Genomic DNA, 21,461 nt, shown 5'->3' with positions numbered 1-21,461 from the left:
GAAAATTATACCACTTTCCAGATGCTCGTCTCCAGTTCGGCCAGAACTCATAAGCCAGTTTCGTAATCCTCGATTAGATGCGACCAATACCCTTCAACATTGTTCATCGCAATTGGATCAAGTTCTTCATATATTTTACGTAACTCATCAGCATAGATATATGTAGTATATTTGCCTTCCTGCCTCATTTGCATCGCTACTTCGTTCCTCACGAGATGAAATAAGAAGAATGACTTCATATCTTGGTTCAGCTTATATACATGAGGCTCGTGGAAGGAAGAGCTTGCGTACAGTGCACTACTACCTTCTTTAAGGTATAGCCCATACTGACTAAAACTATAATGACCTATTTGGATAAAAGACTCACCACCAAGAGTACATTTCTGAAAATGGACTATTGAACATCCCATGACCCCCATTTTAAATTCTCGTCTGCATTATCTGATCTACCTTCACTCTTGATGGATCGACAATAATATCTAATAGAGGAAGATCGCTAAAACCGATGAACTGGAGGTGGACTAGATTCATGTATTCTTCTGGATCATGATCCATTTCCTTTAATTCTCTTTTTTCAATCTCAAGCAGTTCTGATTCACGAAGTACATTAACGGTATTGATCTCTCTGCCTAATGAATTATATTCGTATAACCTGGTGTAGTGAGCAATCATTATGCTCATTCTGGTCAGATCCCATCGTTGAATTACTATTTCTAGTTGTTCTTGCGATATATGTAATGATGAGATGTATGCTTCATCTAGTTGAAGATTCAGGGCTTCCATTTAATACCCCCATTTCTAATTGTGGTACATGAACCTGTGACATTGAATTATTCCGATTCCGACTTCTTAATAGTGGATAAATCCCCCTCAGTCGAACCCTTGTCCCGCGTGTAAGTAACCGTGTAGTGTTGATTGATTTTAAATAAGAAGCCTTACCTGTTTCACTAGGCTCTCATCCTTCCTTGAATATGCTCCACATCGCGTTATAGCTCACTTCACGCTCATGGATATTCCATATTTCTCAAATAACCAGGAGGTGCTCATCTCTTGGGCTGCACTTGGGCTAATCCGTACCGGAGGCTTCTGCTCCTGTAATGCCTCTGATGATTCCCCTGCGTATACCTTGAACCGAAGTGGCTTGGTCATTTTTTTGATTGATTGTGAAGTCTCTTCAAATAACGCATATGTTAACGGCAGGTGCTCCCGAATATCTTCATAAATATAATAGTTTCCCCGTTCGTCCTGAAGATTAACTTGGAAACCCTTTGGCAGTGAGAGCAAAATATACGGGAATTCATCCTCTGCCCATTGTTCCTGAACTGGGAAGTTATGTCCTTCATTTTTCATAAAAAATCCAGAGGTTCTTTGATCCAGATTGCACGCAACAGAATACACCCAATGAGGGTGGTAGTTAGGCTTCTCTTGTGCTGTGAAATACTGATAATACGTTTCATAAGCTTCGCACACTTGATCTAGATCATGCGTGGTTGCAGCATAGTTCGAAAGAGTAAACCGACATTCCTTTTGTTGAAAGAGTTCCAATGTGCTTCTCATTTCTTCTGGTGTCACTAGAAACTTAAGTTTATAGAAACCACTATTCTTCATCGATTCAGGTGCCTCCTGTGTAGAACGTGCCTCAACATCTGCGTCTTTTGCAGTTTTCAGACACGCCCTAGATTGGTTTTGCGCGATCAACGTCAGTCAGCCAACATATAAACGAATCTCACACCCATTCTACACATGGAACACCTTCTCCTGCTAATGTACACATCGGGCAACTAACGATCTCATCTCTTCTGTACAGGTATCCAAATCTCACTCCTATAGTGCGGATCAGTGGTATCCTTATGCTCATTCCAAAGTATTTCCGGCCCTTCACTCAGCTCATAATCCGACGAAGGGAACCACTCTGCATAGATCCGTCCCCAAATCTCCTGAAGTGTGCTTGGGAATGGACCAACAGCGGTAAATACCGCCCAAGTCGAAGCAGGTACCTCCAATTGTGCCAAACCCTCTGGTGCCTCTTGTGTTGTGGCTGCACCGATATAGTGATCTAGTTCTCCCTGCTCCTGCATCCGATCCTCACTGAAATGAATCGAAGCACTGATTATTCCATGGGGTTCTACATTCGATAAGCCTTTAATGGTACCAATTAGCTCCGGCGTAAGACGCTGAACCATCGCAGCAATGTGCGGATTCACACCATGGAATATGATCGGTACCCGCTCACGAATACCGACAATTTGAAACGCTTCTTTTTCCTCAATACGGTAGTTCATTTCGCTTCCTCCTTGAATGGTTAACTGAAATGTCATCCGCGGGAAGGCTTTGAGTGATGGACTATGCTCTCGTACTTCAGAAGGCGTAACACCATGTATGCTTTGAAAAGCCCGAGTGAATGCGTCTGGCGAAGTGTAGCCGTATTTTAGTGCAATATCAATGATCTTGCTATCGTTTCGACTCAGCTCCATCGCTGCTAACGTCAGTCGCCGACGCCGAATGTATTCTGAGAATGTGACACCGCTAAGAAAAGAGAACATCCGTGTAAAATGATACTCCGAGCAACAGGCGATCCGGGCAACCTCTTTCATATCGACAGTGTGCAGCAGGTTCTCTTCAACGTAATTCAGAGCTTCATTTAAGCGCATTAGCGAATCCATATCATCATCCCTCCCTCGTTATTGGAAGCATAACAAAACCTCTCTATTCACATCCGACTTTACTTGCACCATTCTGTAGGCTCGATCTGATATGGTTAGTTAATGGAGTGCGATACATTCTGTAGAAATATCATAACCTTTAATCCTTGGATGCGTTGTATGTTTAAGCATGTAAATATTTATGTAAGGAGAACGACCATTGAGAAAAAAGAATGCACTAAAGTACATCTTCATCATTGTTGCTGCAGTACTTATTTCTAACGTAATACAATTCTATGTATTTAATCAAAACAGCACGGAGCCAAAGGATGACACCCTTCCACCGATCTACGAAACTAAAATGAACATATACTCGGATTATTCCAGTCGTGTTCAAGTTATATACCAGTTTTTGGTGAACCTGAACAATGCACATACACGAAATGAAGCCCAATTCTTCTCCAATGGCTTTATATCTGGCATGAGCGCAGATCATTATACGTATCTAGAGTCGATCATACAGAAAATGGACCATGGTGAGTATACGGACGAAGTCCAGCGCATGATCGAAACGAATCAACATCTGTACTTGATGGTCTACGAGTTAAGGGACTATTTCGATGCTGAGCAGGACGGTGCAGACTTCCCTGACCATTGGAACGAGGTTCATGCATTATTAGAGGAGATCACCAATCAGATCGCTTCTGGCTCTTCCGAAAGTACAACCTTATACAATATTACGAGTTATCCCGAGAATTTCATTATTAAAACAGACTATGAGACGACCATGTCATCCTTAAACGAAAATATAGCTAAAGTCATCGAACTAATTCGCTGATTATATTTCACGTGGTTCTGGTTCAGTGCAATGTACTTTGCGCTTCCACACCTGAGTCTGTTGCTCCAATAGGAAAACAAGGATAAATAGGGTAACCTACATCCGGTTATGAAAACCACCGTAGGCTACCCCTTTATACCTTCCAGTACATTGAGCTTTTGACTTAATTCAGCAACTCAACACAGTCATAGACCCAACCCGCACTTAACCAGTTACCCAAGTCACTGGAACCACTAATCGGTGTAATCGTGATCGTATTGGAACCATTCACGAAGTAAGATGCTGGAACATTCCAGCTGAACGTTGTGTTGTTTCCACGGTAGGTACCAATGGTGAAACTGCGAGAGTTAGGCTGTGAGGATGCGGCAGGGTTGGATAACGTGTGCCCGTTAACCGTGATGCTTGGTCGGCCATTATTGTATGCCGCGGTAATACCAATGTTCAGCATATGAGAAGTGGCGGCTTGAGATGCATTCAAGTTAAACGTAATTGCAGTCGGGGAGTTTTCGCCACGGAACTGAATTGCCGGGAATCGATTGGTTGCACTCCCCGTAGCGTAGGTAACCGGTCCCCAGCTAGGATTGCGACTATCGGAAGGGTGACGGATCGGAATTGTCTGCCCATTAAGGAACTCCCGTGGTGTACCATCCCAGTTACCAATCCGCCAGATGCTGGAGGCTTTACTCGGATCATTGTTAATGGTACGTGTATTCAGAGTCGTCGTTTGGCCTGCTGTAATCGTAACCGTTTCCTCATATACAACCAGTTCTCCCTTGTAGGCTGTCATGGTGTATGTTCCTGGAATCATGCCATATTTGGCAGCTGCCCCACTTGCAGACGTCCCCACCCAATACTGGGCATTGCTGTTGGCGAACCCGATGGTGTATGCATAACCCGTATCCATTCCCGACAGACCATTCAACACCACATTTCCTCGACTCGATACCCAGCCCTGCAGATTCAGGCCAGACATCCAGTTGAAATCAGGAACACTTGGCGTACCACCTGTTGTGAAAATCAAAGCGTATGGTCCATGCAGACCAACTCGCCAGCCTTCCGTCTGTGCATGTCCGGAATTCATATAGTTATACACTTCTGTCTCTGTCCCACTTTGGAACTGGATATCACGGAAGAATGGTCCACCCGAGCTCTTTTCCCGGTTGCCGTAGGCCATAAATACACCAACACCATTGCCTGTAACCCCGCGCACAGATAAATCCTTGGCCTGATCATTACCATAATATTTAGAGGCACTTCGACCATTCGCGAAACCAAATACATCCTGACTCTCAATAGCTCCTGTGTTGCCTCGATTATTTGAATGCTCAGGAACTCCTGTCAAGACACTGCCATTACCGCGAAAAATGTAACGTAATTCCCCAATGGAAGGTTGAGCCGTGGTATGCGTTGCCATGTAAATAATGTTCTCTCCACCACGTGAAGCATAATAGTGGGTTAGGGTGCTCGTGGAAACTGTGATTAACACCGTTGATCCTGAAGGAGAGGTATTCCAAGTGACATTGGCGGAGGAGCCTAGACCTGAACCGATATGCGATCCTCTGTTGCTGTTGAGCTCCGTACCGTTCATTTTGGCTGATATGATGTCGCCATTGGTTTTGTTCACCACGTAGACTAATCCGGAACCCGTATTCACTTCAATTCTGGAGCCAGTATCATTCACATATATCGTAGCCGCCTGTCCGGTAGATGCTGGATAGATACTAGCTGTAACGATTAAAGCGAGAATTAAAAACAAGCCAAGCGACTTTCTCACGAAGCGTTTTGCCATGAGTAAATCCCTCCTTGAGCCTAATTATAAAGCGCTTACATTATATTGTATTGAAACTTGCTCTCCCATCTCATATTGAAATAGCTTATGTGTGAGCATGTCCATAATGACTGGCATGTGATGTTTGTATGTGTTTGTGTGTGAGTATGTGTTTGTATACTGAGTAGATCCGCCAATTCATGTAACGCTTGATCTTCCACCTCCTCCTTATACCACTCATTTGCATTCAGTAATTTTACAATTACAACAAAATAATACCATTATATTACATAAAAATGCAATGAAAATGCTGCATCTATTCCTCTTAAAAACCCCCATAAAAAAAGAGCTATCTTAAAAAGTTTGCCTCTTTGCTCCAAGCGCTAACGAATCTATGGCGTCTTAATAGGCGGATTATCGACATATGCAAGATCTAACGAACCTCAGTAAAGCTATCTCATCATTCAACGTTGTCAAAACCTCGAAAATCAACGAAATCGACGTAATAACGCCGCTGTGATTCGTTAAATCTCAGATCCGGGATAATACTAGCGAATAACGTGTGTCAGTTTCGTTACATCAAAATATGGCTAAAGAAGCTGTCCCCGTCATATGTATGACTTATAAGGACAGCCCTGAAGATATTTCATAAATTAAGTCAGATACTCCGCCATAATCTGCTCGATATCATAAGGAGTAACCCCCTGCTCTACCGAATAGATCGTATCTGCCTGATCCATCGTATCCACCAGCTCACCGCGGGCTTTCGCATGGAGTAGGAACAGGTCATGCAGAGCTGGTTTGCGCAGCATTGTCATGGCTTTGCCCATCAATACCATGCCTCTCTGGTTACCTTCCACATTGTTATATAGCTCTGGATGTCGGGTCAGGGCCAGATCTGTCCAGATCACGGTACGCTCTACCAGATCCATAATGACAGGAATCGCAATTTGCGTATCTGCAGTGACATCAATTTTGTTAGATACGGTGGACGGTTCAAAGACTTCACCTGAACCAGGCTTCTTCCGCATCATCGAACCTACAAAACATTCCGGCAGATCGCAGTAGGGATGACTGGTAAAGGATAGCATCGTAGCGACCACATATCGTCCACCATAGTTCACAATCGACGGGATGTGCAGATCAATAAACTCACATGCACCTTGTGGTGCTGCCACAATATCCCCGCTATGGACGGCCTTATACTTGGAAGACCGAAGGTTAGTGTAGGAAATGTGCTCCACATAGTTCCAGTTCTTATCATACATGACGGCAGACAAATCAATATCCACACGCCCTGTCGGTTGACCATTCACGTTCCCTTCTCTCCACCAGTTGAAGAAACGAATCGTATCTCCCTCTGCCATTGGCACACGACTTCCGCGCACAATCGTATGCAATGCCTTGCTCGCCGACCTCTGGGAGAAGGGCACCAGATAATTGTGCAGTCTTGGATCGACATACGTCTTCCCCAGTGGAGGAAGGGCAGCAAACCGTGTTACCAGTTCCTGTTCGCATAATTGCACAACATCACGGCATATCGCCTCATCGATATAAGGCAGTTCATCCGGGATAGCGACTGCTTTCGCCACATTGCCTTTAGGGAAAAAGACACGCAGATCCTTCAGTTCATTACGCTGAGCGAAGTGTTGCTTCACCTGCAACAGCACCGGCGTGGATACTTGCGATACAACCTCGCTGAATGCCAGCAGTACATACACATCATCTTCGGTGATCCGTAGCAAGTGATCCAATCTTCTCGCGAATTCACCCGGACGCTGTGATAACAGGTCGATGAGACTCCACACATTCCGGTATTGAAAAGCAAGCTCTACACTGCCGTTAAAGGTTGAATACGGTTTATTGTTACGCAAAATATCAAAAGCCTCTTGGCATCGTGGATACCGATGCTTATATTCCGAAGGATGCAGAATTTCGCCAAGGCGAATCCAGCGATCCTTATACCGCAGCATATCCTCTGTTATTGAGCCACATTGCTCTAACAGCCCCAGCAATAGGCGTCTCTCACGCCGCTTGAATTTACGGAACGGCGAAGCCAGCGCCAGGCTGACATCCCCATCCGACCAGGCAACCGCCAGGCGGAGGACATCACTTGCTGTTTTGAAGTATAGACCGATTCGCTCCATACTTGCCTGTTCGTGCTTCAGTAATGAAGCGACCACGAAGCCTACATTTTCCTTGAAGGGAATCTCGGCAGGTAGAATGGCATCCACTTCACAAGCATCTGCCTGTTCCAATACAGCATCAATATCTTCCTTGTCTGTCTGTGAAATGGAACCTTTGGCTTCGATCATCTGGCGGATTAGTGTCTGGAACGCTTGCTTGCTACCAAGACCAATCACTTTCAGCTTCGTCTTCTCCATTAAGGGTGATCTCTCCACCGATGGTTGATCCAGATGCTCTGCCGTTACATGAGTCAGATAGTGGATGACGGCGTTCAGATATAAATCCGCCTCATTCTGCTCCATCACTTGCAGGGGGAAACCTGGATACATCGGTGTGTACGCCACATGAGCACCTAGCATGACTTTAAGATCACAGATAAGCTGTGTATATACTGCTTCAAATTGTGCCTTGGATAATTGCTTGACTGCTTGGATCAACTCATTCGAGAAAGTGTACCCAAGAGCTTCCATATTTTTGAGAGCTGTTGCCAGCACCGTTATCGATAGCTGCTTCTGCCCCTCGTTGGGTTCAATGATAAGTTTGTTTGCTCTGCGCAAATAGATTGTATTGTTCATGATTAAAGAGTCCAGGAGAGCCACATCCCTATATAACGTGAAAGGTTAGGGGTAGAAGGAAGGAATGTGATAGCCTGGACGCCTCCTCTCTGACATAAAATCCTTCAGGAGAGCAGCGACCCTATTATCTCAATATGATGGCAGAAGGAAGGATCGCAATAGCCTGAAGGCCGAAGGTCGGAAGCTCGTAACCCGAACCTTTGGTGAACCCATCATCTCAGATTCCATGAACTCCCAACAGGGCAAAAGTATTACGACATGAAATTTGGCGACCCTTACTGGGTAACAAATAACGAATTAGCCCACTCATCCACCGACCTAACCTCAGCCTGAAGCGGGAACACTTTCTCAGTTAGCACACGATGCACCTCGGCATCGGCATCAATACAGGCGTCGGATAGCACGGTAAGCGCGTAGTCTTTGTCTGCCGCCTCCCGTAACGTCGATAGAACAACTCCGCTTGTAGCGATCCCACTAAGAATAAGCGTATCAATCTGCCAGGAACGAAGAATTATCTCCAAATCACTTCCGGCAAAAGCACTAACTCGAAGCTTGGTCACAATAGGCTCGTCCGGCAGAGGCTGCACCGATTCATCGATTTGCATCGCCGCTTCCATGACTGCTGCTGCTCCGGCTCGAGCAGGGATTCCTCCGAACATTTTGTTTCGGGAACTAATCTCTGGATAGCCTGACCGAAATGCTACACGTACATAGATCACGGGAATAGCGTGACTCCGTGCGGTATTAATCGCTTTTTGAAAAGGAAGCAGAGACTCTGCATTTTTAACGAATTGTGACACAACACTCCTTTGCATATCCATGATCAATAGTGCACATTTATTCCTTTCATTTGGCACAGTATCATTCTCCTTTTTGATTGGCTTCATTAAACAATAATATTCACTGTAATAAACGGAGAATAACCTCCGTTTAAAATTATACGGAGGAACTCCTCCGTTTGTCAACAAACCGACAGTACGTTATATTTATGGAAGAGGTGTGATTCCAAAATGTCTAATAAGAAACGTTCAATTCCTGACGGTGATGTTACAGCTTACATCGCCACTCCAGCTCCAGAAAAGGCTCTGCGCGCAGATGCCCAGAAGAATCGGGATAAGCTGTTACATGTTGCCCATACCATCTTTGCCACAGAGGGCATCGCTGTCTCGATGGATGAGATTGCAAGGCGTGCTGGTGTCGGTGTAGGCACAGTCTATCGCCATTTCCCAACCAAAGAAGATTTATTCGGCGCTGTGATCTACAGACACAAGATGCGTCTAATGGAAGAAGCTGATCGATTGTTACACCACGACAATCCAGGCGATGCATTTTTTCAATATTTCACAAAAATTATAGACGAAGGGATTGCCAACAAAGCCATTACTGATGCTCTTGTTAGCACGCTGACGATCGAAGCGGGAAGTTCAGAGTTGGCAAATGAGTTCTGGCAAGGCATTACCCGATTGCTTGAACAAGCCCAGCAACATGGCTCTGTGAGAGCTGATGTCAGTATTGAGGATATTAAAATCATGCTGATCGGAGTACTTCAGGCGACCGGAGCTCGTGGAGTTTTTCCAGATCGTGTTGTTTCAATTCTATGTGACGGTCTACGTAGATAATTGAACGTTCATTTCAGGCGAGCTACTTAGGCTGTGGCAACAGCTTAAGCAAAATCCATACAGGAACCGAGGATATGATCAATGAAAATTCAACAATTAGTTGAGACGTATCTTAATATTAAATTCAAACGGGGAGTACAGCCTGCTCCGTGGGGAGTCTTCCAATACAGTTGGGATGAGGATGATTGTGCAGAATTATCGTTTGTCGGTGAACCGGAGGAATCGTTTACGAGTTGGATGTACGATCTACAGCCGCGAGACGCCCACTATGTTGCAAGTCCAGACTGGCAGCCGGTACTCGCCGGGAGGTTCCATCAAGTCGATGTCTATGATGAACTAATTCTGTATTATTTACTATTCACGATCAACAGCACGCTGACGATCCGCCCGACGAATGCCTACAACGCCATGAATGATAGGATGAAAAGTCATAGCTTCTTTCAAATGTCACACTGTAGTGCGGCGTCTCGAATGAGTGAAGAACAGAAACACCAGTTACGCGACTTTTTCTTCTTTTTCTATCTCTACGCCCATCCCGTGAATGAAGACACACTCTATGCCTGTTCATTCCATGAGCAGCGCTTAGTCCATACCACAACGAATATCTCATTAGAGCATTATTTCGCAGCATTTCATGACCACTACAGTGAACATTGCGATCAATATAGAGATGACCTCATCATCAATCCTGACGACATCCAAGCGAGCAAACACCTCACACTGGAGCTGTTACGCATAATTGAGGGCAAGTCATCCCCACTACACATGCCTTCAGAGGAAGGACTGGAAGCGGTGGTGCAGATGATCAACAACGTGGATCTGATGCTTCAGCTATACGAGGATAACACCTCGGCGCTATTCGAGATCATGAGAGATTTCCTAGCTGAAAATCGTTCCACGCTGTACCGCGATCATTGCTTCACCACCCTCCTTCAGAACTATGTATGTTACATTCTGCACTTCAAGTTTGATGAGATTCACACCTTGGTAGATTACTTCGGCAGCACACCGACTTGGTGCGGGGTCATCATTAATAAAATGTTTACGGATACGATCTTCATTCAGAGAATCCTGCGATTGAAGCAGATCGACATTAACGCCTACCCGGATGTTATTGCATTCTTTGGCGAGGAAGCGAGAAGCATCTATTTATCATAGCTTGCTTAGCAGCTATATCTTCACAATCTGTGTCTCTGCAATATCTGTCTCAAACTAAGGCGGTCTATGTATCTCATGCAGGATTTTGCAGGATCATGTCGAACTTATCTCAGCTATGAAAACGTTTATTCATAAACTCATCCCTCGATATGTCGTCATGTCGATTCTATTCTTATCCGTTCTACTCGGATTCCGCTGGTTATGGGTCGAGTCCTTCGCCATGCCAGAACAACCACATCCTGAGCGTGGTGTGCTGGATCTTCGCGGTTGGAATTTTGCCGAAGCTCCCATTCTGTCGCTGGACGGGGAGTGGGAGTTTCACCCGAGTGCATTCTTTGGACAGCATACGTTACCACCAGTAGACCAATCCGCCCCAACGATTAATGTTCCGAGTGATTGGCGTAGTGCGATGCCTCATTCAGAATCCTACGGGTATGGAACCTACCGGCTACGTGTTCTTCTTGATCCTTCAATCGAGGAAGTCGCTCTCTGGGCGCAGAAAATTCAGGCCTCCTCCATCGTCGAGTTTAACGGCACGGTGGTCGCTGAATATGGACATCCTGCTGCCCATGCCCAAGACTATCAACCAGAAAGGACAACCTTCACTGTTGCTTATAATCTCAATGGCGCTGAGGAGCTTGAGATTATTGTGCGCACAGCCAACTATGATGATCCGTTTAACGGGGGCATTATACGCTCAGTCTATTTTGGTACAGAGGAAGCTATAACAAGTGAACATGGGCTCTCGATCGATTTGCAAAAAATCACCTTTGCCGCTTTACTATTGCATAGCCTGTATGCAGGTTTAATGTTTTTCTTCAATCGTAGACAGCGCGGGCTACTTACCTTCTCCCTGCTGACTCTATCCGCAGCAATGACCGTGGTCTCTGATCATGATGGATTATTGTTAAGCTGGCTACCACTCAACTTCACCTGGATGGTCAAAGCGAAGGCTCTTTCGTATCCGTTATTTTCATTTTTCTTGTTGATGATGGCTCGTAGCTTCTCGAACAGCTCTCGCGCTGAGAAGATGTTTCGTATATATGCTGGCTTGCTTGGAGGCTATTGCGCATTCCTACTCGTCGCTCCGGTCCACCTCATCTATTATCCGGTTGAGCTGGGCTTCTCCAATGCGCTATATCTCTTTCCAATCGCTTGGTCTGCATACCTATTTGTCATAATGGCCGCTCAAAAACGCAGTGATGCGACCTTCCTGCTCTTCGCAGCAACCTGTAGCCTATCTAGTGTGCTGTGGGGGCTCGTGAACTCGATCAGTGAGGTTACCAATGTATATTATCCGATCGATGTGCTAGCAGCGATCTTTGGGTTCTCTGGGTATTGGTTCAAGAAATACTTCCGCAACTCTTCCGAGATCGAAAGTCTCTATGAACAATTGAAAGAAGAAGATCGGCAGAAGGATCAATTTCTCGCGAATACTGCACATGAGCTGCGTACACCACTGCACGGGATTATTAATATTGCAGAGAGCATCGCTGTTACCGATCAACGTTCATCGGCTAGTGACCATGTCGAGAATCTAAATCTGGTCATTACGATTGGCCGCCGGATGTCACAGCTGGTAGATGATCTGCTGGATGTCATTCGACTGAAGGAAAATCGGATTACGCTGTATAAAAAGCCCCTTGGGCTTGCATCTGTCGTGACGGGTGTCCTCGATATGTTCAAATTTATGGCTGAGGGCAGGCCCATTCAATTGGTTATGGACGTGCCAGATACCTTGCCTCGGTTGATGGCAGATGAACGAAGACTGATCCAGATTCTATATAATCTCATTCACAATGCCCTGAAATTTACGGAAAAAGGCACAATAACCGTCTCAGCTAGTGATGTTAGAGGACAAGTACTTATCCAGGTTACCGATTCGGGGATTGGCATGAGTACAGATACGCAAAAGCGAATATTCGATGCCTATGAGCAAGGCACACCCGAAGCCCGGGTAAGTGGTGGAATCGGTCTAGGTCTGAGCATATGCAAACAGCTCGTTGAGCTGCATGGTGGAGAGTTAAGTGTGCAATCCATTCTGGGTCAAGGAACCACATTTTTTATTTTGTTCCCGCCAGAGGATCTTTCCTCACAACCCGCTCAGCCGGACTATACCGAGGAACCGGTCATGGGCGAAAACGCATTGATGGTCGAGCCGATGCTGGTAGCTCCACTTGCACCAGATAGCACATATCGAAGTTCACCGGATTCTGACCAACCTATGGCTAGCATACTTGCGGTTGATGACGATCCCGTCAATCTGCGTGTTCTCCGCGCGATGCTTGCTGATGAACCTTACCACATCCAATTAGTAGCCTCAGCGAATGAAGCGCTGCAACTACTGGATACGAAAACATGGGATCTTCTCATTACGGATGTGATGATGCCTCAGATGTCTGGATATGAACTGACACAGAAGGTGCGAGAGCGTCTATCCGTGTCGGAGTTACCTATACTACTTCTTACCGCACGTAACGAGCCTGCGGATATCTACACTGGATTTCTGGCAGGGGCTACCGACTATATTGCCAAACCGGTAGATGCGGTGGAGATGAAGCACCGGATTAGATCCTTAATTGTGCTCAAGCAATCAATTGATGAAAGGCTTCGTATGGAGGCTGCTTACTTACAAGCGCAGATTCAGCCTCATTTTCTATTCAATACGCTGAATTCCATTATGGTTCTGAGTGACATTGATACAGAGCGGATGCAGAAGTTGGGTGACGCCTTTATTGAATATTTGCAGACAAGCTTTCATTTCGTGAATTCGGAGAAAATGGTTGAGATCACACACGAGTTAGAGCTCTCCCGTGCCTATCTCTATATTGAGAAGGAGCGCTTCGCAGAACGGCTGAACGTCATCTGGGATATTCCTGATGAATTGAACCTGTTCCTGCCACCACTAACCATTCAGCCGCTTATTGAGAATGCAGTTCGTCATGGTGTGTTAAGTAAAGTCATTGGTGGAACGGTTCACATCCGGATCAGTCACGAAGCTAATACTACACTCATTGAGATTATGGATGATGGCGTGGGAATGCAGCCTGAGCAGATTGAGCGAGCATTGGCTTGGCCTAAGCAAAGCGCAGGAGGAACCGGAGGTATTGGCTTAACCAATACACATCGTCGGTTAACTCAGATGTATGGACAAGGTTTAAGTATCGTTAGCTCACCTGGGCAGGGGACTACCGTGTCCTTCTCCATTCCTAAGCGTCATCATGATCATTAGAATTAGATGGCAGGCACCACTGATCGTACAGGTGGGCTTACAAAGTGCTGATAACGACCTTTTAAAATAACGAATTTAACGCCAAATAGCTAAGCACGGTTTATATACCGGCTTAGCTATTTGGCTTGGGCAATAGAACACTGTATTACGTTCTATGGATGTCCGTTAGCCTACATAACCCGTTCGTGCTTTATTTCTATACGAGAAGAGCCAATTTCTCATCCGATAGACCCAGTGCCTTTGAAGTGGCTGAATGGATCTCTTGTAGCAGATCAATGTTCTCCACAAGCGACACACCATAAGAAGGAATCATCTCTTTGATCTTCGGCTCCCAATCCGTTATATGTTGTGGGAAGCATTTCTCCAGAATTTCGAGCATGACATGAACAGCAGTAGAAGCACCTGGCGAAGCACCAAGCAATGCCGCAATCGAGCCATCCGCAGCCGTAACCACTTCTGTACCGAATTGAAGTGTTCCTTTGCCACCTTGAACGGTGTCTTTAATAACTTGCACACGCTGTCCAGCCCAGACCATATCCCAATCCTCGCTTTTGGCTCCTGGGACAAAATCTCGTAATTCCTCCATACGTTGCTCCTTGGATAACATGAGCTGTTGGATTAAGTACTTGGTTAATGAGATTTCTTTGACACCTGCTGCGAGCATCGTTAAGAGGTTATGCGTCTTCACGGATGTGATCAGGTCAGCATTCGAACCGGTCTTCAGGAACTTCGGTGAGAACCCCGCAAATGGCCCAAATAACAGAGACTTCTCGTTATCGATATATCGAGTATCCAGATGCGGAACCGACATAGGTGGAGCTCCGACCGAAGCCTTGCCATACACTTTGGCATGATGCTGCTTCACGATCTCCGGATTTTTGCAGACCATGAAGAGACCACTCACCGGGAATCCACCGATGTGTTTGCCTTCTGGAATACCGGTTTTTTGTAACAAATGCAAGCTGCCTCCGCCGGCACCAATAAATACGAATTTGGCTGTATGGCGCTCGGTTGCACCACTGCTTACATTTTTCACAGTGACTTCCCATGCTCCATTACTTGTTCGTTTCATATTTTTCACGCTATGTTGATAGCGAACATCTACATTTTGATTTTTCAAATGATTGATCAGCATACGCGTTAAAGCACCAAAGTTAACATCCGTGCCTGAGTCAATCTTCGTAGCTGCAATCGGTTCATTGCTGGTTCGGTTTTTCATCATCAGTGGAATCCATTCCGCCAATGTTTCCTTATTATCCGAGAACTCCATGCCTTCAAATAAAGGGTGATTCGATAACGCATCAAAGCGTCGTTTCAAAAATTGGACATTGTTCTCCCCATGTACATAACTGAGATGAGGCAGCGGCATGATGAAGTCCCGCGGATTACGAATCAGATTGCTATTGACGAGATAGGACCAAAATTGCCTTGAGATTTGAAATTGTTCATTCACCTTGATGGCTTTGCTTATGTCCACGGATTTGTCTGGTCGTTCTACGGTATAGTTAAGTTCGCAGAGCGCAGAATGCCCAGTTCCGGCATTATTCCATTCGTTGGAGCTCTCTTCCCCTGCACTGGCAAGCTTCTCAAAAACTTTAATATTCCAGTCTGGTGCCAATTCTTTAAGCAAAGTTCCCAAAGTTGCACTCATAATTCCGGCACCAATCAAGATAACATCTGTACTCGTTTGTCCCTGGCTCATGTCTACCGTCCTTATATCCTATATTTGCCAAAAGGATGTAAGCGTTATCGATTTGGCATTGCAGCAAACCCATTTTTGAACGGGATCGCACCTTCTGTTGTATGAATATAACCTTGATCTAGTGTATCAATAATATAGAGCAATTTAAATATGCAATTTGAAGATATTTGCTATTCCCTCAGTATACGCTAGTTTGCATACAATGGTTAGCCCGGTTATAGGGCTGAAAGATTTATTTGTTCATCGGCTATATAACTTGAACTAAAGAATATTTACACTTGACACTCCAATGACAGAACAACCTTACAATCGCTGTTATCCCCAGATTTTTTGATTCTTTTTTCCTAAAGGGGAAATCCGGGGATAGCTTATGCTTCCGATGTAGCTTTCTTGCAGAAAGCTTTCAGGCGACCGCTCCACTTCTTCAGGTTATTTCTGCCCTCTCCGTTTCCGTGTAAATGTTTAGTTCAATTTATATAGAACAGGGATGTTCGCAGACCCGTTGATTGAAAAAGAGTGCGTAAAGAGCCGCTTTCTAAACTTCACAAAGCGGCTCACCCAACCATACAGCTTATTCCCATTAGACTATCTATTCTATTCAGAAGATCGAAATTAGTTCTTTCGTATACGGGTGGCGTTCTTCGGCGAACAACGCATCGGCATCGAACCGATCTACGATCTGACCATCCTGCATAACCATCACCTGCTGACTCATCCGGTGCACAGCAGCCAGATCATGTGAGATGAACAGATAAGATAACCCCAGTGAGGTGCGCAGATCGGTCAGCAACTGGAGAATGGCACCTTGCGAGATGACATCTAGACTCGCGGTTGGCTCATCCAGCACAACCACGTCAGGCTCAATGCTGATGGATCGTGCAATCGTTACACGCTGACGCTGACCCCCACTCAGTTCATGTGGGTAGCGTTCTGCCAGCTCTCCCGGAAGCTCGACAGCCTCAAGCAAGCGGCGGATATAGGCCTCTTTGGATGTATAAGTGAAATGAGATAGCCTGGTATTATGACCGAGCTGCTCATAAGGATCTATTAATGAATCTGCAATTTTGAGCTTCGGATTCAGAGCCGCAGATGGATTCTGGAATACGATCTGAATATTGCGGCGATAGGGGCGCAGGCGGCGTCCAGCTAGCCGTGCAATGTCCTGCCCACCAAGCAGAATCTTGCCATGATCTGCATCTTCTATCCGGAGCAGACAGCGGGCAAGTGTGCTTTTGCCACATCCACTCTCACCAACAAGACCCAGACATTCACCGGCTTGTATTGAAAAAGAAACGTTCTGGATTGCTGGACGTTCTGCGCCAGCATATGTGCGGCTCAGGTCTTCCACACGAAGTACGGGATCACTTGAGTTGTTAGGCATGATCTTCATTCCACTTCAGCCTCCTTCAAGCCAGACTTCAACGAGCGGCTCAGGACGGGAGCCGCCTCAATCAGCTTGCGTGTATACTCATGCTGGGGATGATCAAGGATACGATGTTTACCGCCTGATTCAACGATCTGCCCTTCCTTCATTACCGCCAAGCGATTCGCATAACGGCGAACGTGACGCCAATCATGCGTGATAAACAGAATGGCGCAGCCTGTCTCTGCCTGCTTGCGGGCAAGCAGTTCCAACACGCGATGTCCAGACACGCTGTCCAGCGCTGTTGTTGCTTCGTCTGCGATCAGCAGCCGAGGGGATAACATCAGCGATGCCGCTATGGATGCTCGCTGTAGCTGACCACCGCTCAGTTGGAATGGGTAGCGGCGAAGCAGCTTCGCATCCAGACCCACCGATTGCAGCGCCTCTTCTGCACGCTTCTTGCGAACAGCAGAAGACTTCTCCCCATGTACCTTCTGGTATTCATCGAAGTGCCCACCAATACTGCGAAAGGGCGTAAATGCTCCCTGATAATCCTGAAAAATGTAAGAGATGCGACTTCCCCGCAGGGCGCGCATCTGCTTCGGCTTCTGTTCAAGCAGATTGCTGCCTTCGAACAGAACACGCCCTGATGCTTGAAGGTTGGGCGGCAGGAGCTGACCAATGGCCTGCGAGAGCAGGCTTTTGCCACTACCACTCTGTCCAACCAGAGCCATGAACTCCCCTTCGCGAACAGCGAGGGAGACTTGATTCACGATCGTACGATCTCGACTGGAGATGCTCAAATCCTCAATGGAGAGAATCATGACTGCACCTCCTTTTTCACGTCAAACCGGTCTCTCAGATAGTCACCCAGCATGTTCGCAAGTAATACAACCGATACTATCGCAAGTCCCGGATACACCATCAACTCAGGTCGGGATTGGAAGTATGGACGGGAGTCGTTCAGCATGGCACCCCATTCAGGTGTTGGGGGCTGTGCACCGAGTCCGATATAGGACAGCGAAGAGATGAGCAGAATAATTTTGCCCAGATCCAGGCTTGCCAACACAAGTACATGACCTGCAATATGCGGAAGCAGATGCTTCCTCATGATGCGTCCGTCCGATAGACCATTGGTTCGTGCTACACGAATGTAATCCTTCTGCGATTCTGACAGAACGGTACTTCGAACAAGGCGTGAGTAGCTAACCCATTTTACGATAACAATCGCCAGTACCAGATTACCGATGCCCGCACCCAGCAGTCCGCTCAGTACAATCGCAACGATGGTGTCCGGAAAGGCGAGGAAAGCATCCGCAATTCGCATGAACAGCTTGTCGATCCAGCCGCGTTTGTAGCCAGCGATTAGACCAACGGGAATACCAATTAGCAACGCTGCGCCAAGAGCAAGCAGGCTATACCCGAGTGTCTGGCTCCCGCCAAGCAGCAGGCGGGTCAGCACATCGCGCCCAAGGTGATCGGTGCCGAGCGGATGAAGCACGCTAGCACCTTGCAATCGTCCTCGTAAATCGGTGAGGGTGTGGTCATATTTAAGAACTAAAAAGGCATACAAGGAGGCCGCGATGACCATCAGCACAAATAACAAGCCGATAACTGCCTGCCAGCTGTGCTTTTTGGATTTTGTGACTGGATTGCGCAGGGTTATGGTTTTCATCGAAGGGCCTCCTTTTCCTTAAGTTTCATTTCAGGGTTCAAATAACGGTAAGATAAGTCAACTAATGTATTCACAACGAATACCACAATCGCCATGATCAAAATATAACCTTGGATCAGCGGATAGTCCCGCTGACGAATCGCGTCCACCACCAGCTTGCCGATGCCTGGATAAGCGAATAACACTTCAATAACTACAACCCCGCCAATCAGGCTGCCTAGGCTGACACCAAATACCGTAATGACCGGCGGTAAGCTGTGCCTGAACGCATGAAGCAGGAAAATTCGGGCTTCGGATAACCCTCTTGCCCGGGCAGAACGCACAAATTCTTGGCTAAGCGAGTCCAGCAGACTGGAGCGCAAAAGACGCACATAGACGCTGGAGATTGCAAGTCCCAGCGTCAGAGAGGGCAGAATCAGTGAGGCGAATCCATCCCGGCCCATCGTTGGCAGACTGCCAAAGCGTACGCCGAACATGTCAATCAGGATCAAGCCGAGCCAGAAGCTAGGTACCGCTGCCCCAACGATGGACAGTATACGGCTGATCTGATCAATCCAGCGACCTCGATGCAGTGCTGATAGAGAGCCGAGCGGCACGGCGATCAGCAGCATTACCAGCAGTGCACCAATGGTCAGCTCCGCTGTCGCCGGGAGTGCCCGCATTAACGTCTGCATCACTGGTTGACCTGTGGAATAGGATACACCAAAATCGAGCCTTACGAAATCAAGCAGCCAGTTACCAAACTGCACCGGAAGTGAGTCATTAAACCCCATTTCCTCTCGCATCGCTTCGACTTGCTCCTGACTGACGGATAATTCATCCACATTCAGGATCGTCAGTACCGGGTCACCGGGAGCAAGACGGATGAAGAGAAAGCTCACAAACATGATGAATAATAGAAAGATGAATACCTCTAGAAACTTTCGCAGAACAATGCGAAACATTACATCACATCCAGCTTGTTGGTAATCATGTAATACTCACTGCGTGTTGTGACCCAGTTCTTAATCTTCTTCCCGTTATATGCCACAATCGTTCCCGGATGCAGTACAAATGAGTTCAGCACATGATCATGCACATAATTGGCCGCTTGCTCGGCAAGCTCGGCACGCTTCTCCGGTGCAACTGTGAGATTCAGCTCATCAATGATCTTCGTCAGTTCCGGCTCTTCCGATCCACTGAAGTTAAGTGCACCCTTCGGATGGTATGTAGCATTCAGATAATAACCAGCGTCTCCACGCGGAGCCGTTAGATTACTGTACGTAGCGATATCCCAATCACGGTTAGACGCCATATAATCCTCAGGTGTGTCGATCTGGCGAATCTGAACGTCGATGCCGATCTTCTTCGCATCGGACTGGAACACTTGAGCAATCAGGGGTAGATCTGCACGAGAAGAATACGTTAAAAGTGTAAGCTGCAACGGTTTGCCGTCTTTGGTCATCACACCATTCTGTAATGTGTATCCCGCTTCGCCCAGATATTTAACTGCAACATCCGCTCCAGACTCTGTTGTAGCATCCGTGTAGGTTGGTGCAAACGGTAGGGATGGCAGGAACGGGCCAATCGCTGACTCACCGTAACCAAGCAGGATTGTGTCCACGATACCCTGACGGTCAATAAGTGCATCTAGCGCACGGCGTACATTCAGATCCTTGATGCTCTCCCGCTGCATGTTCATCGTCATCTGATGCACGCGGAACGTCGATGTAGATTCTACCTTCATGCCGTCTAACGTTTGCAGTGAATCAAGACTCTCCACCTCTGGGCGATATACGATATCAACCTGTCCGGATTTCAGGGCAAGAGAGCGAGCATTCGCATCTTCATTAAACGAAAATGTCACGGAGTCGAGCGGTGAAGCACCATCCCAATATGCATCGTAACGATCTAGCTCCAGCTTACTGCCTGGTATAAAGGAAGTAAGTTTAAACGGGCCTGTACCCATCGGCTTGTTCACAATATCTGGCTCACTCACGTCAATAATGGCCGTATTCGGATTCACTAGCTCGGAAGCAAACTCCGGGAATGGCTGTGTTGTCGTGATCTCCAGTTTGTCGCCTTCAGCTTCAATCGTATCGATCTTGAGCGCATTCTGGATGGCTACATTTTCTTCTAGCGCACGTTCAAGCGAGGCTTTCACTGCTTCCCCGGTCATTGGCTTACCATTCTGGAACGTTACATCATCTCGCAGGTCGATCGTCCAGTGCTGACCATCTTCACTCTCCCAGCTCTCCGCGAGCCAAGGTGCAACTGTCAGATTCTCTTCATCCAGACGCACCAGCGTCTCCGTAATACCCGCACGAAGCGGTACATAGCTTGAATCCACATGAGGATCCAGTGAACGGGTAGAGAAGTTATATAGGAAGTGTACGTTTTTGTCAGTGGATGATGACTGTGCAGCAGGGCTGGACTCAGATGCTCCACAAGCGCTCAACAATCCAGCGCCCAAGGCCAGGGAGACTAGCACCAGCAAGGGTGACTTTATATTCAAGGTAATGCCCCTCTCTCTTAATCGTAATCATTATGATTTGCAAACAATGAGTATTATCATATCGTAATGATTACGTTTTGACAAGCGATAGTTTGGCGGTGAAATGCCAAAAAATCCGTCTCTCGAATGAGAGCGGATTCTTCATGTTTTTTGTTACATATGAGGGGTTGTGGGAGGGTTAAAAGAAGCCTATTAACGCTCAACCAAA

General features: G+C 46.6%; 17 protein-coding genes. 4 read left to right on the top strand and 13 right to left on the bottom strand.

The window, feature by feature from the left end:
- Positions 1 to 47: 47 nt before the first annotated feature.
- The 4 genes from M3636_RS15685 to M3636_RS15670 form a co-directional block, all read right to left on the bottom strand.
- The gene (locus M3636_RS15685; RefSeq protein ID WP_251383146.1) at positions 48 to 194 is read right to left on the bottom strand and encodes an SUKH-4 family immunity protein; all 147 of its coding nucleotides are present in this window, start codon (positions 192 to 194) and stop codon (positions 48 to 50) included.
- 226 nt (positions 195 to 420) lie between these two features.
- Complete coding sequence (locus M3636_RS15680; protein ID WP_128104153.1) at positions 421 to 681, bottom strand: hypothetical protein; 261 nt, start codon at positions 679 to 681, stop codon at positions 421 to 423.
- Between the two features lie 312 nt (positions 682 to 993).
- Complete coding sequence (locus M3636_RS15675) at positions 994 to 1,608, bottom strand: hypothetical protein (protein ID WP_251383145.1); 615 nt, start codon at positions 1,606 to 1,608, stop codon at positions 994 to 996.
- 182 nt (positions 1,609 to 1,790) lie between these two features.
- Complete coding sequence (locus M3636_RS15670) at positions 1,791 to 2,663, bottom strand: AraC family transcriptional regulator (RefSeq protein ID WP_251383144.1); 873 nt, start codon at positions 2,661 to 2,663, stop codon at positions 1,791 to 1,793.
- A 199-nt stretch (positions 2,664 to 2,862) separates the two neighbouring features.
- Between M3636_RS15670 and M3636_RS15665 the strand changes: the two genes are divergently transcribed.
- Positions 2,863 to 3,480, top strand: coding sequence for a hypothetical protein (locus M3636_RS15665; protein WP_251383143.1), 618 nt, complete (start codon positions 2,863 to 2,865; stop codon positions 3,478 to 3,480).
- Between the two features lie 163 nt (positions 3,481 to 3,643).
- Here M3636_RS15665 and M3636_RS15660 read toward each other — a convergent pair whose 3' ends face one another.
- From M3636_RS15660 to M3636_RS15650, 3 genes are all read right to left on the bottom strand, one after another.
- Positions 3,644 to 5,269, bottom strand: coding sequence for a rhamnogalacturonan lyase B N-terminal domain-containing protein (locus M3636_RS15660; RefSeq protein ID WP_251383142.1), 1,626 nt, complete (start codon positions 5,267 to 5,269; stop codon positions 3,644 to 3,646).
- A gap of 632 nt (positions 5,270 to 5,901) precedes the next feature.
- Entirely contained in the window at positions 5,902 to 8,010 is a 2,109-nt protein-coding gene (locus tag M3636_RS15655) for a TerD family protein (protein WP_251383141.1), read from the bottom strand.
- 275 nt (positions 8,011 to 8,285) lie between these two features.
- The gene (locus M3636_RS15650; protein WP_251383140.1) at positions 8,286 to 8,867 is read right to left on the bottom strand and encodes a cysteine hydrolase family protein; all 582 of its coding nucleotides are present in this window, start codon (positions 8,865 to 8,867) and stop codon (positions 8,286 to 8,288) included.
- 153 nt (positions 8,868 to 9,020) lie between these two features.
- On the opposite strand from M3636_RS15650, the gene M3636_RS15645 reads away from it, so the two are divergent.
- The 3 genes from M3636_RS15645 (at position 9,021) to M3636_RS15635 (ending at position 14,019) form a co-directional block, all read left to right on the top strand.
- The gene (locus M3636_RS15645) at positions 9,021 to 9,629 is read left to right on the top strand and encodes a TetR/AcrR family transcriptional regulator (protein ID WP_251383139.1); all 609 of its coding nucleotides are present in this window, start codon (positions 9,021 to 9,023) and stop codon (positions 9,627 to 9,629) included.
- A gap of 81 nt (positions 9,630 to 9,710) precedes the next feature.
- Positions 9,711 to 10,787 carry a hypothetical protein gene (locus M3636_RS15640; protein ID WP_251383138.1) on the top strand — a complete coding sequence of 359 codons (1,077 nt, stop codon included), beginning with the start codon at positions 9,711 to 9,713 and terminating at the stop codon, positions 10,785 to 10,787.
- 157 nt (positions 10,788 to 10,944) lie between these two features.
- Positions 10,945 to 14,019 carry an ATP-binding protein gene (locus M3636_RS15635; RefSeq protein ID WP_251383137.1) on the top strand — a complete coding sequence of 1,025 codons (3,075 nt, stop codon included), beginning with the start codon at positions 10,945 to 10,947 and terminating at the stop codon, positions 14,017 to 14,019.
- Positions 14,020 to 14,215: 196 nt separating this feature from the next.
- Here M3636_RS15635 and M3636_RS15630 read toward each other — a convergent pair whose 3' ends face one another.
- The 6 genes from M3636_RS15630 to nikA all read right to left on the bottom strand — a co-directional run bounded on the left by M3636_RS15630 (position 14,216) and on the right by nikA (position 21,253).
- Positions 14,216 to 15,721 carry a malate:quinone oxidoreductase gene (locus M3636_RS15630; protein WP_251383136.1) on the bottom strand — a complete coding sequence of 502 codons (1,506 nt, stop codon included), beginning with the start codon at positions 15,719 to 15,721 and terminating at the stop codon, positions 14,216 to 14,218.
- 598 nt (positions 15,722 to 16,319) lie between these two features.
- Positions 16,320 to 17,111, bottom strand: a complete 792-nt coding sequence (locus M3636_RS15625; RefSeq protein WP_251383135.1) for an ABC transporter ATP-binding protein — start codon at positions 17,109 to 17,111, stop codon at positions 16,320 to 16,322.
- The gene (locus M3636_RS15620) at positions 17,108 to 17,908 is read right to left on the bottom strand and encodes an ABC transporter ATP-binding protein (RefSeq protein ID WP_251383134.1); all 801 of its coding nucleotides are present in this window, start codon (positions 17,906 to 17,908) and stop codon (positions 17,108 to 17,110) included. Before M3636_RS15620 ends, M3636_RS15625 begins: the two co-directional genes overlap by 4 nt.
- Positions 17,905 to 18,759 (bottom strand): nickel transporter permease, encoded by an 855-nt coding sequence (gene nikC, locus M3636_RS15615; RefSeq protein WP_251383133.1) that lies wholly within the window; start codon positions 18,757 to 18,759, stop codon positions 17,905 to 17,907. Before nikC ends, M3636_RS15620 begins: the two co-directional genes overlap by 4 nt.
- Positions 18,756 to 19,703: a nickel ABC transporter permease gene (gene nikB, locus M3636_RS15610; RefSeq protein ID WP_251383132.1), complete on the bottom strand. Its 948-nt coding sequence runs from the start codon at positions 19,701 to 19,703 to the stop codon at positions 18,756 to 18,758. The genes nikC and nikB overlap by 4 nt, the downstream gene beginning before the upstream one ends.
- Positions 19,703 to 21,253, bottom strand: coding sequence for a nickel ABC transporter substrate-binding protein (gene nikA, locus M3636_RS15605; protein ID WP_251383131.1), 1,551 nt, complete (start codon positions 21,251 to 21,253; stop codon positions 19,703 to 19,705). The genes nikB and nikA overlap by 1 nt, the downstream gene beginning before the upstream one ends.
- Between the last annotated feature and the right edge of the window lie 208 nt (positions 21,254 to 21,461).

It is taken from the genome of Paenibacillus sp. MER 99-2, assembly GCF_023714095.1.
Taxonomy (GTDB): domain Bacteria; phylum Bacillota; class Bacilli; order Paenibacillales; family Paenibacillaceae; genus Paenibacillus.
This window is presented reverse-complemented; position numbering and strand designations above follow the sequence as displayed.

Excerpts from the sequence above, each read along its gene's own strand:
- M3636_RS15685 (WP_251383146.1), bottom strand. The coding sequence starts at position 194 with ATGCAAATGAGGCAGGAAGGCAAATATACTACATATATCTATGCTGAT.
- M3636_RS15680 (WP_128104153.1), bottom strand. The coding sequence starts at position 681 with ATGAGCATAATGATTGCTCACTACACCAGGTTATACGAATATAATTCA.
- M3636_RS15675 (WP_251383145.1), bottom strand. The coding sequence starts at position 1,608 with ATGAAGAATAGTGGTTTCTATAAACTTAAGTTTCTAGTGACACCAGAA.
- M3636_RS15670 (WP_251383144.1), bottom strand. The coding sequence starts at position 2,663 with ATGGATTCGCTAATGCGCTTAAATGAAGCTCTGAATTACGTTGAAGAG.
- M3636_RS15660 (WP_251383142.1), bottom strand. The coding sequence starts at position 5,269 with ATGGCAAAACGCTTCGTGAGAAAGTCGCTTGGCTTGTTTTTAATTCTC.
- M3636_RS15655 (WP_251383141.1), bottom strand. The coding sequence starts at position 8,010 with ATGAACAATACAATCTATTTGCGCAGAGCAAACAAACTTATCATTGAA.
- M3636_RS15645 (WP_251383139.1), top strand. The coding sequence starts at position 9,021 with ATGTCTAATAAGAAACGTTCAATTCCTGACGGTGATGTTACAGCTTAC.
- M3636_RS15640 (WP_251383138.1), top strand. The coding sequence starts at position 9,711 with ATGAAAATTCAACAATTAGTTGAGACGTATCTTAATATTAAATTCAAA.
- M3636_RS15635 (WP_251383137.1), top strand. The coding sequence starts at position 10,945 with ATGTCGATTCTATTCTTATCCGTTCTACTCGGATTCCGCTGGTTATGG.
- M3636_RS15630 (WP_251383136.1), bottom strand. The coding sequence starts at position 15,721 with ATGAGCCAGGGACAAACGAGTACAGATGTTATCTTGATTGGTGCCGGA.
- M3636_RS15625 (WP_251383135.1), bottom strand. The coding sequence starts at position 17,111 with ATGAAGATCATGCCTAACAACTCAAGTGATCCCGTACTTCGTGTGGAA.
- M3636_RS15620 (WP_251383134.1), bottom strand. The coding sequence starts at position 17,908 with ATGATTCTCTCCATTGAGGATTTGAGCATCTCCAGTCGAGATCGTACG.
- nikC (WP_251383133.1), bottom strand. The coding sequence starts at position 18,759 with ATGAAAACCATAACCCTGCGCAATCCAGTCACAAAATCCAAAAAGCAC.
- nikB (WP_251383132.1), bottom strand. The coding sequence starts at position 19,703 with ATGTTTCGCATTGTTCTGCGAAAGTTTCTAGAGGTATTCATCTTTCTA.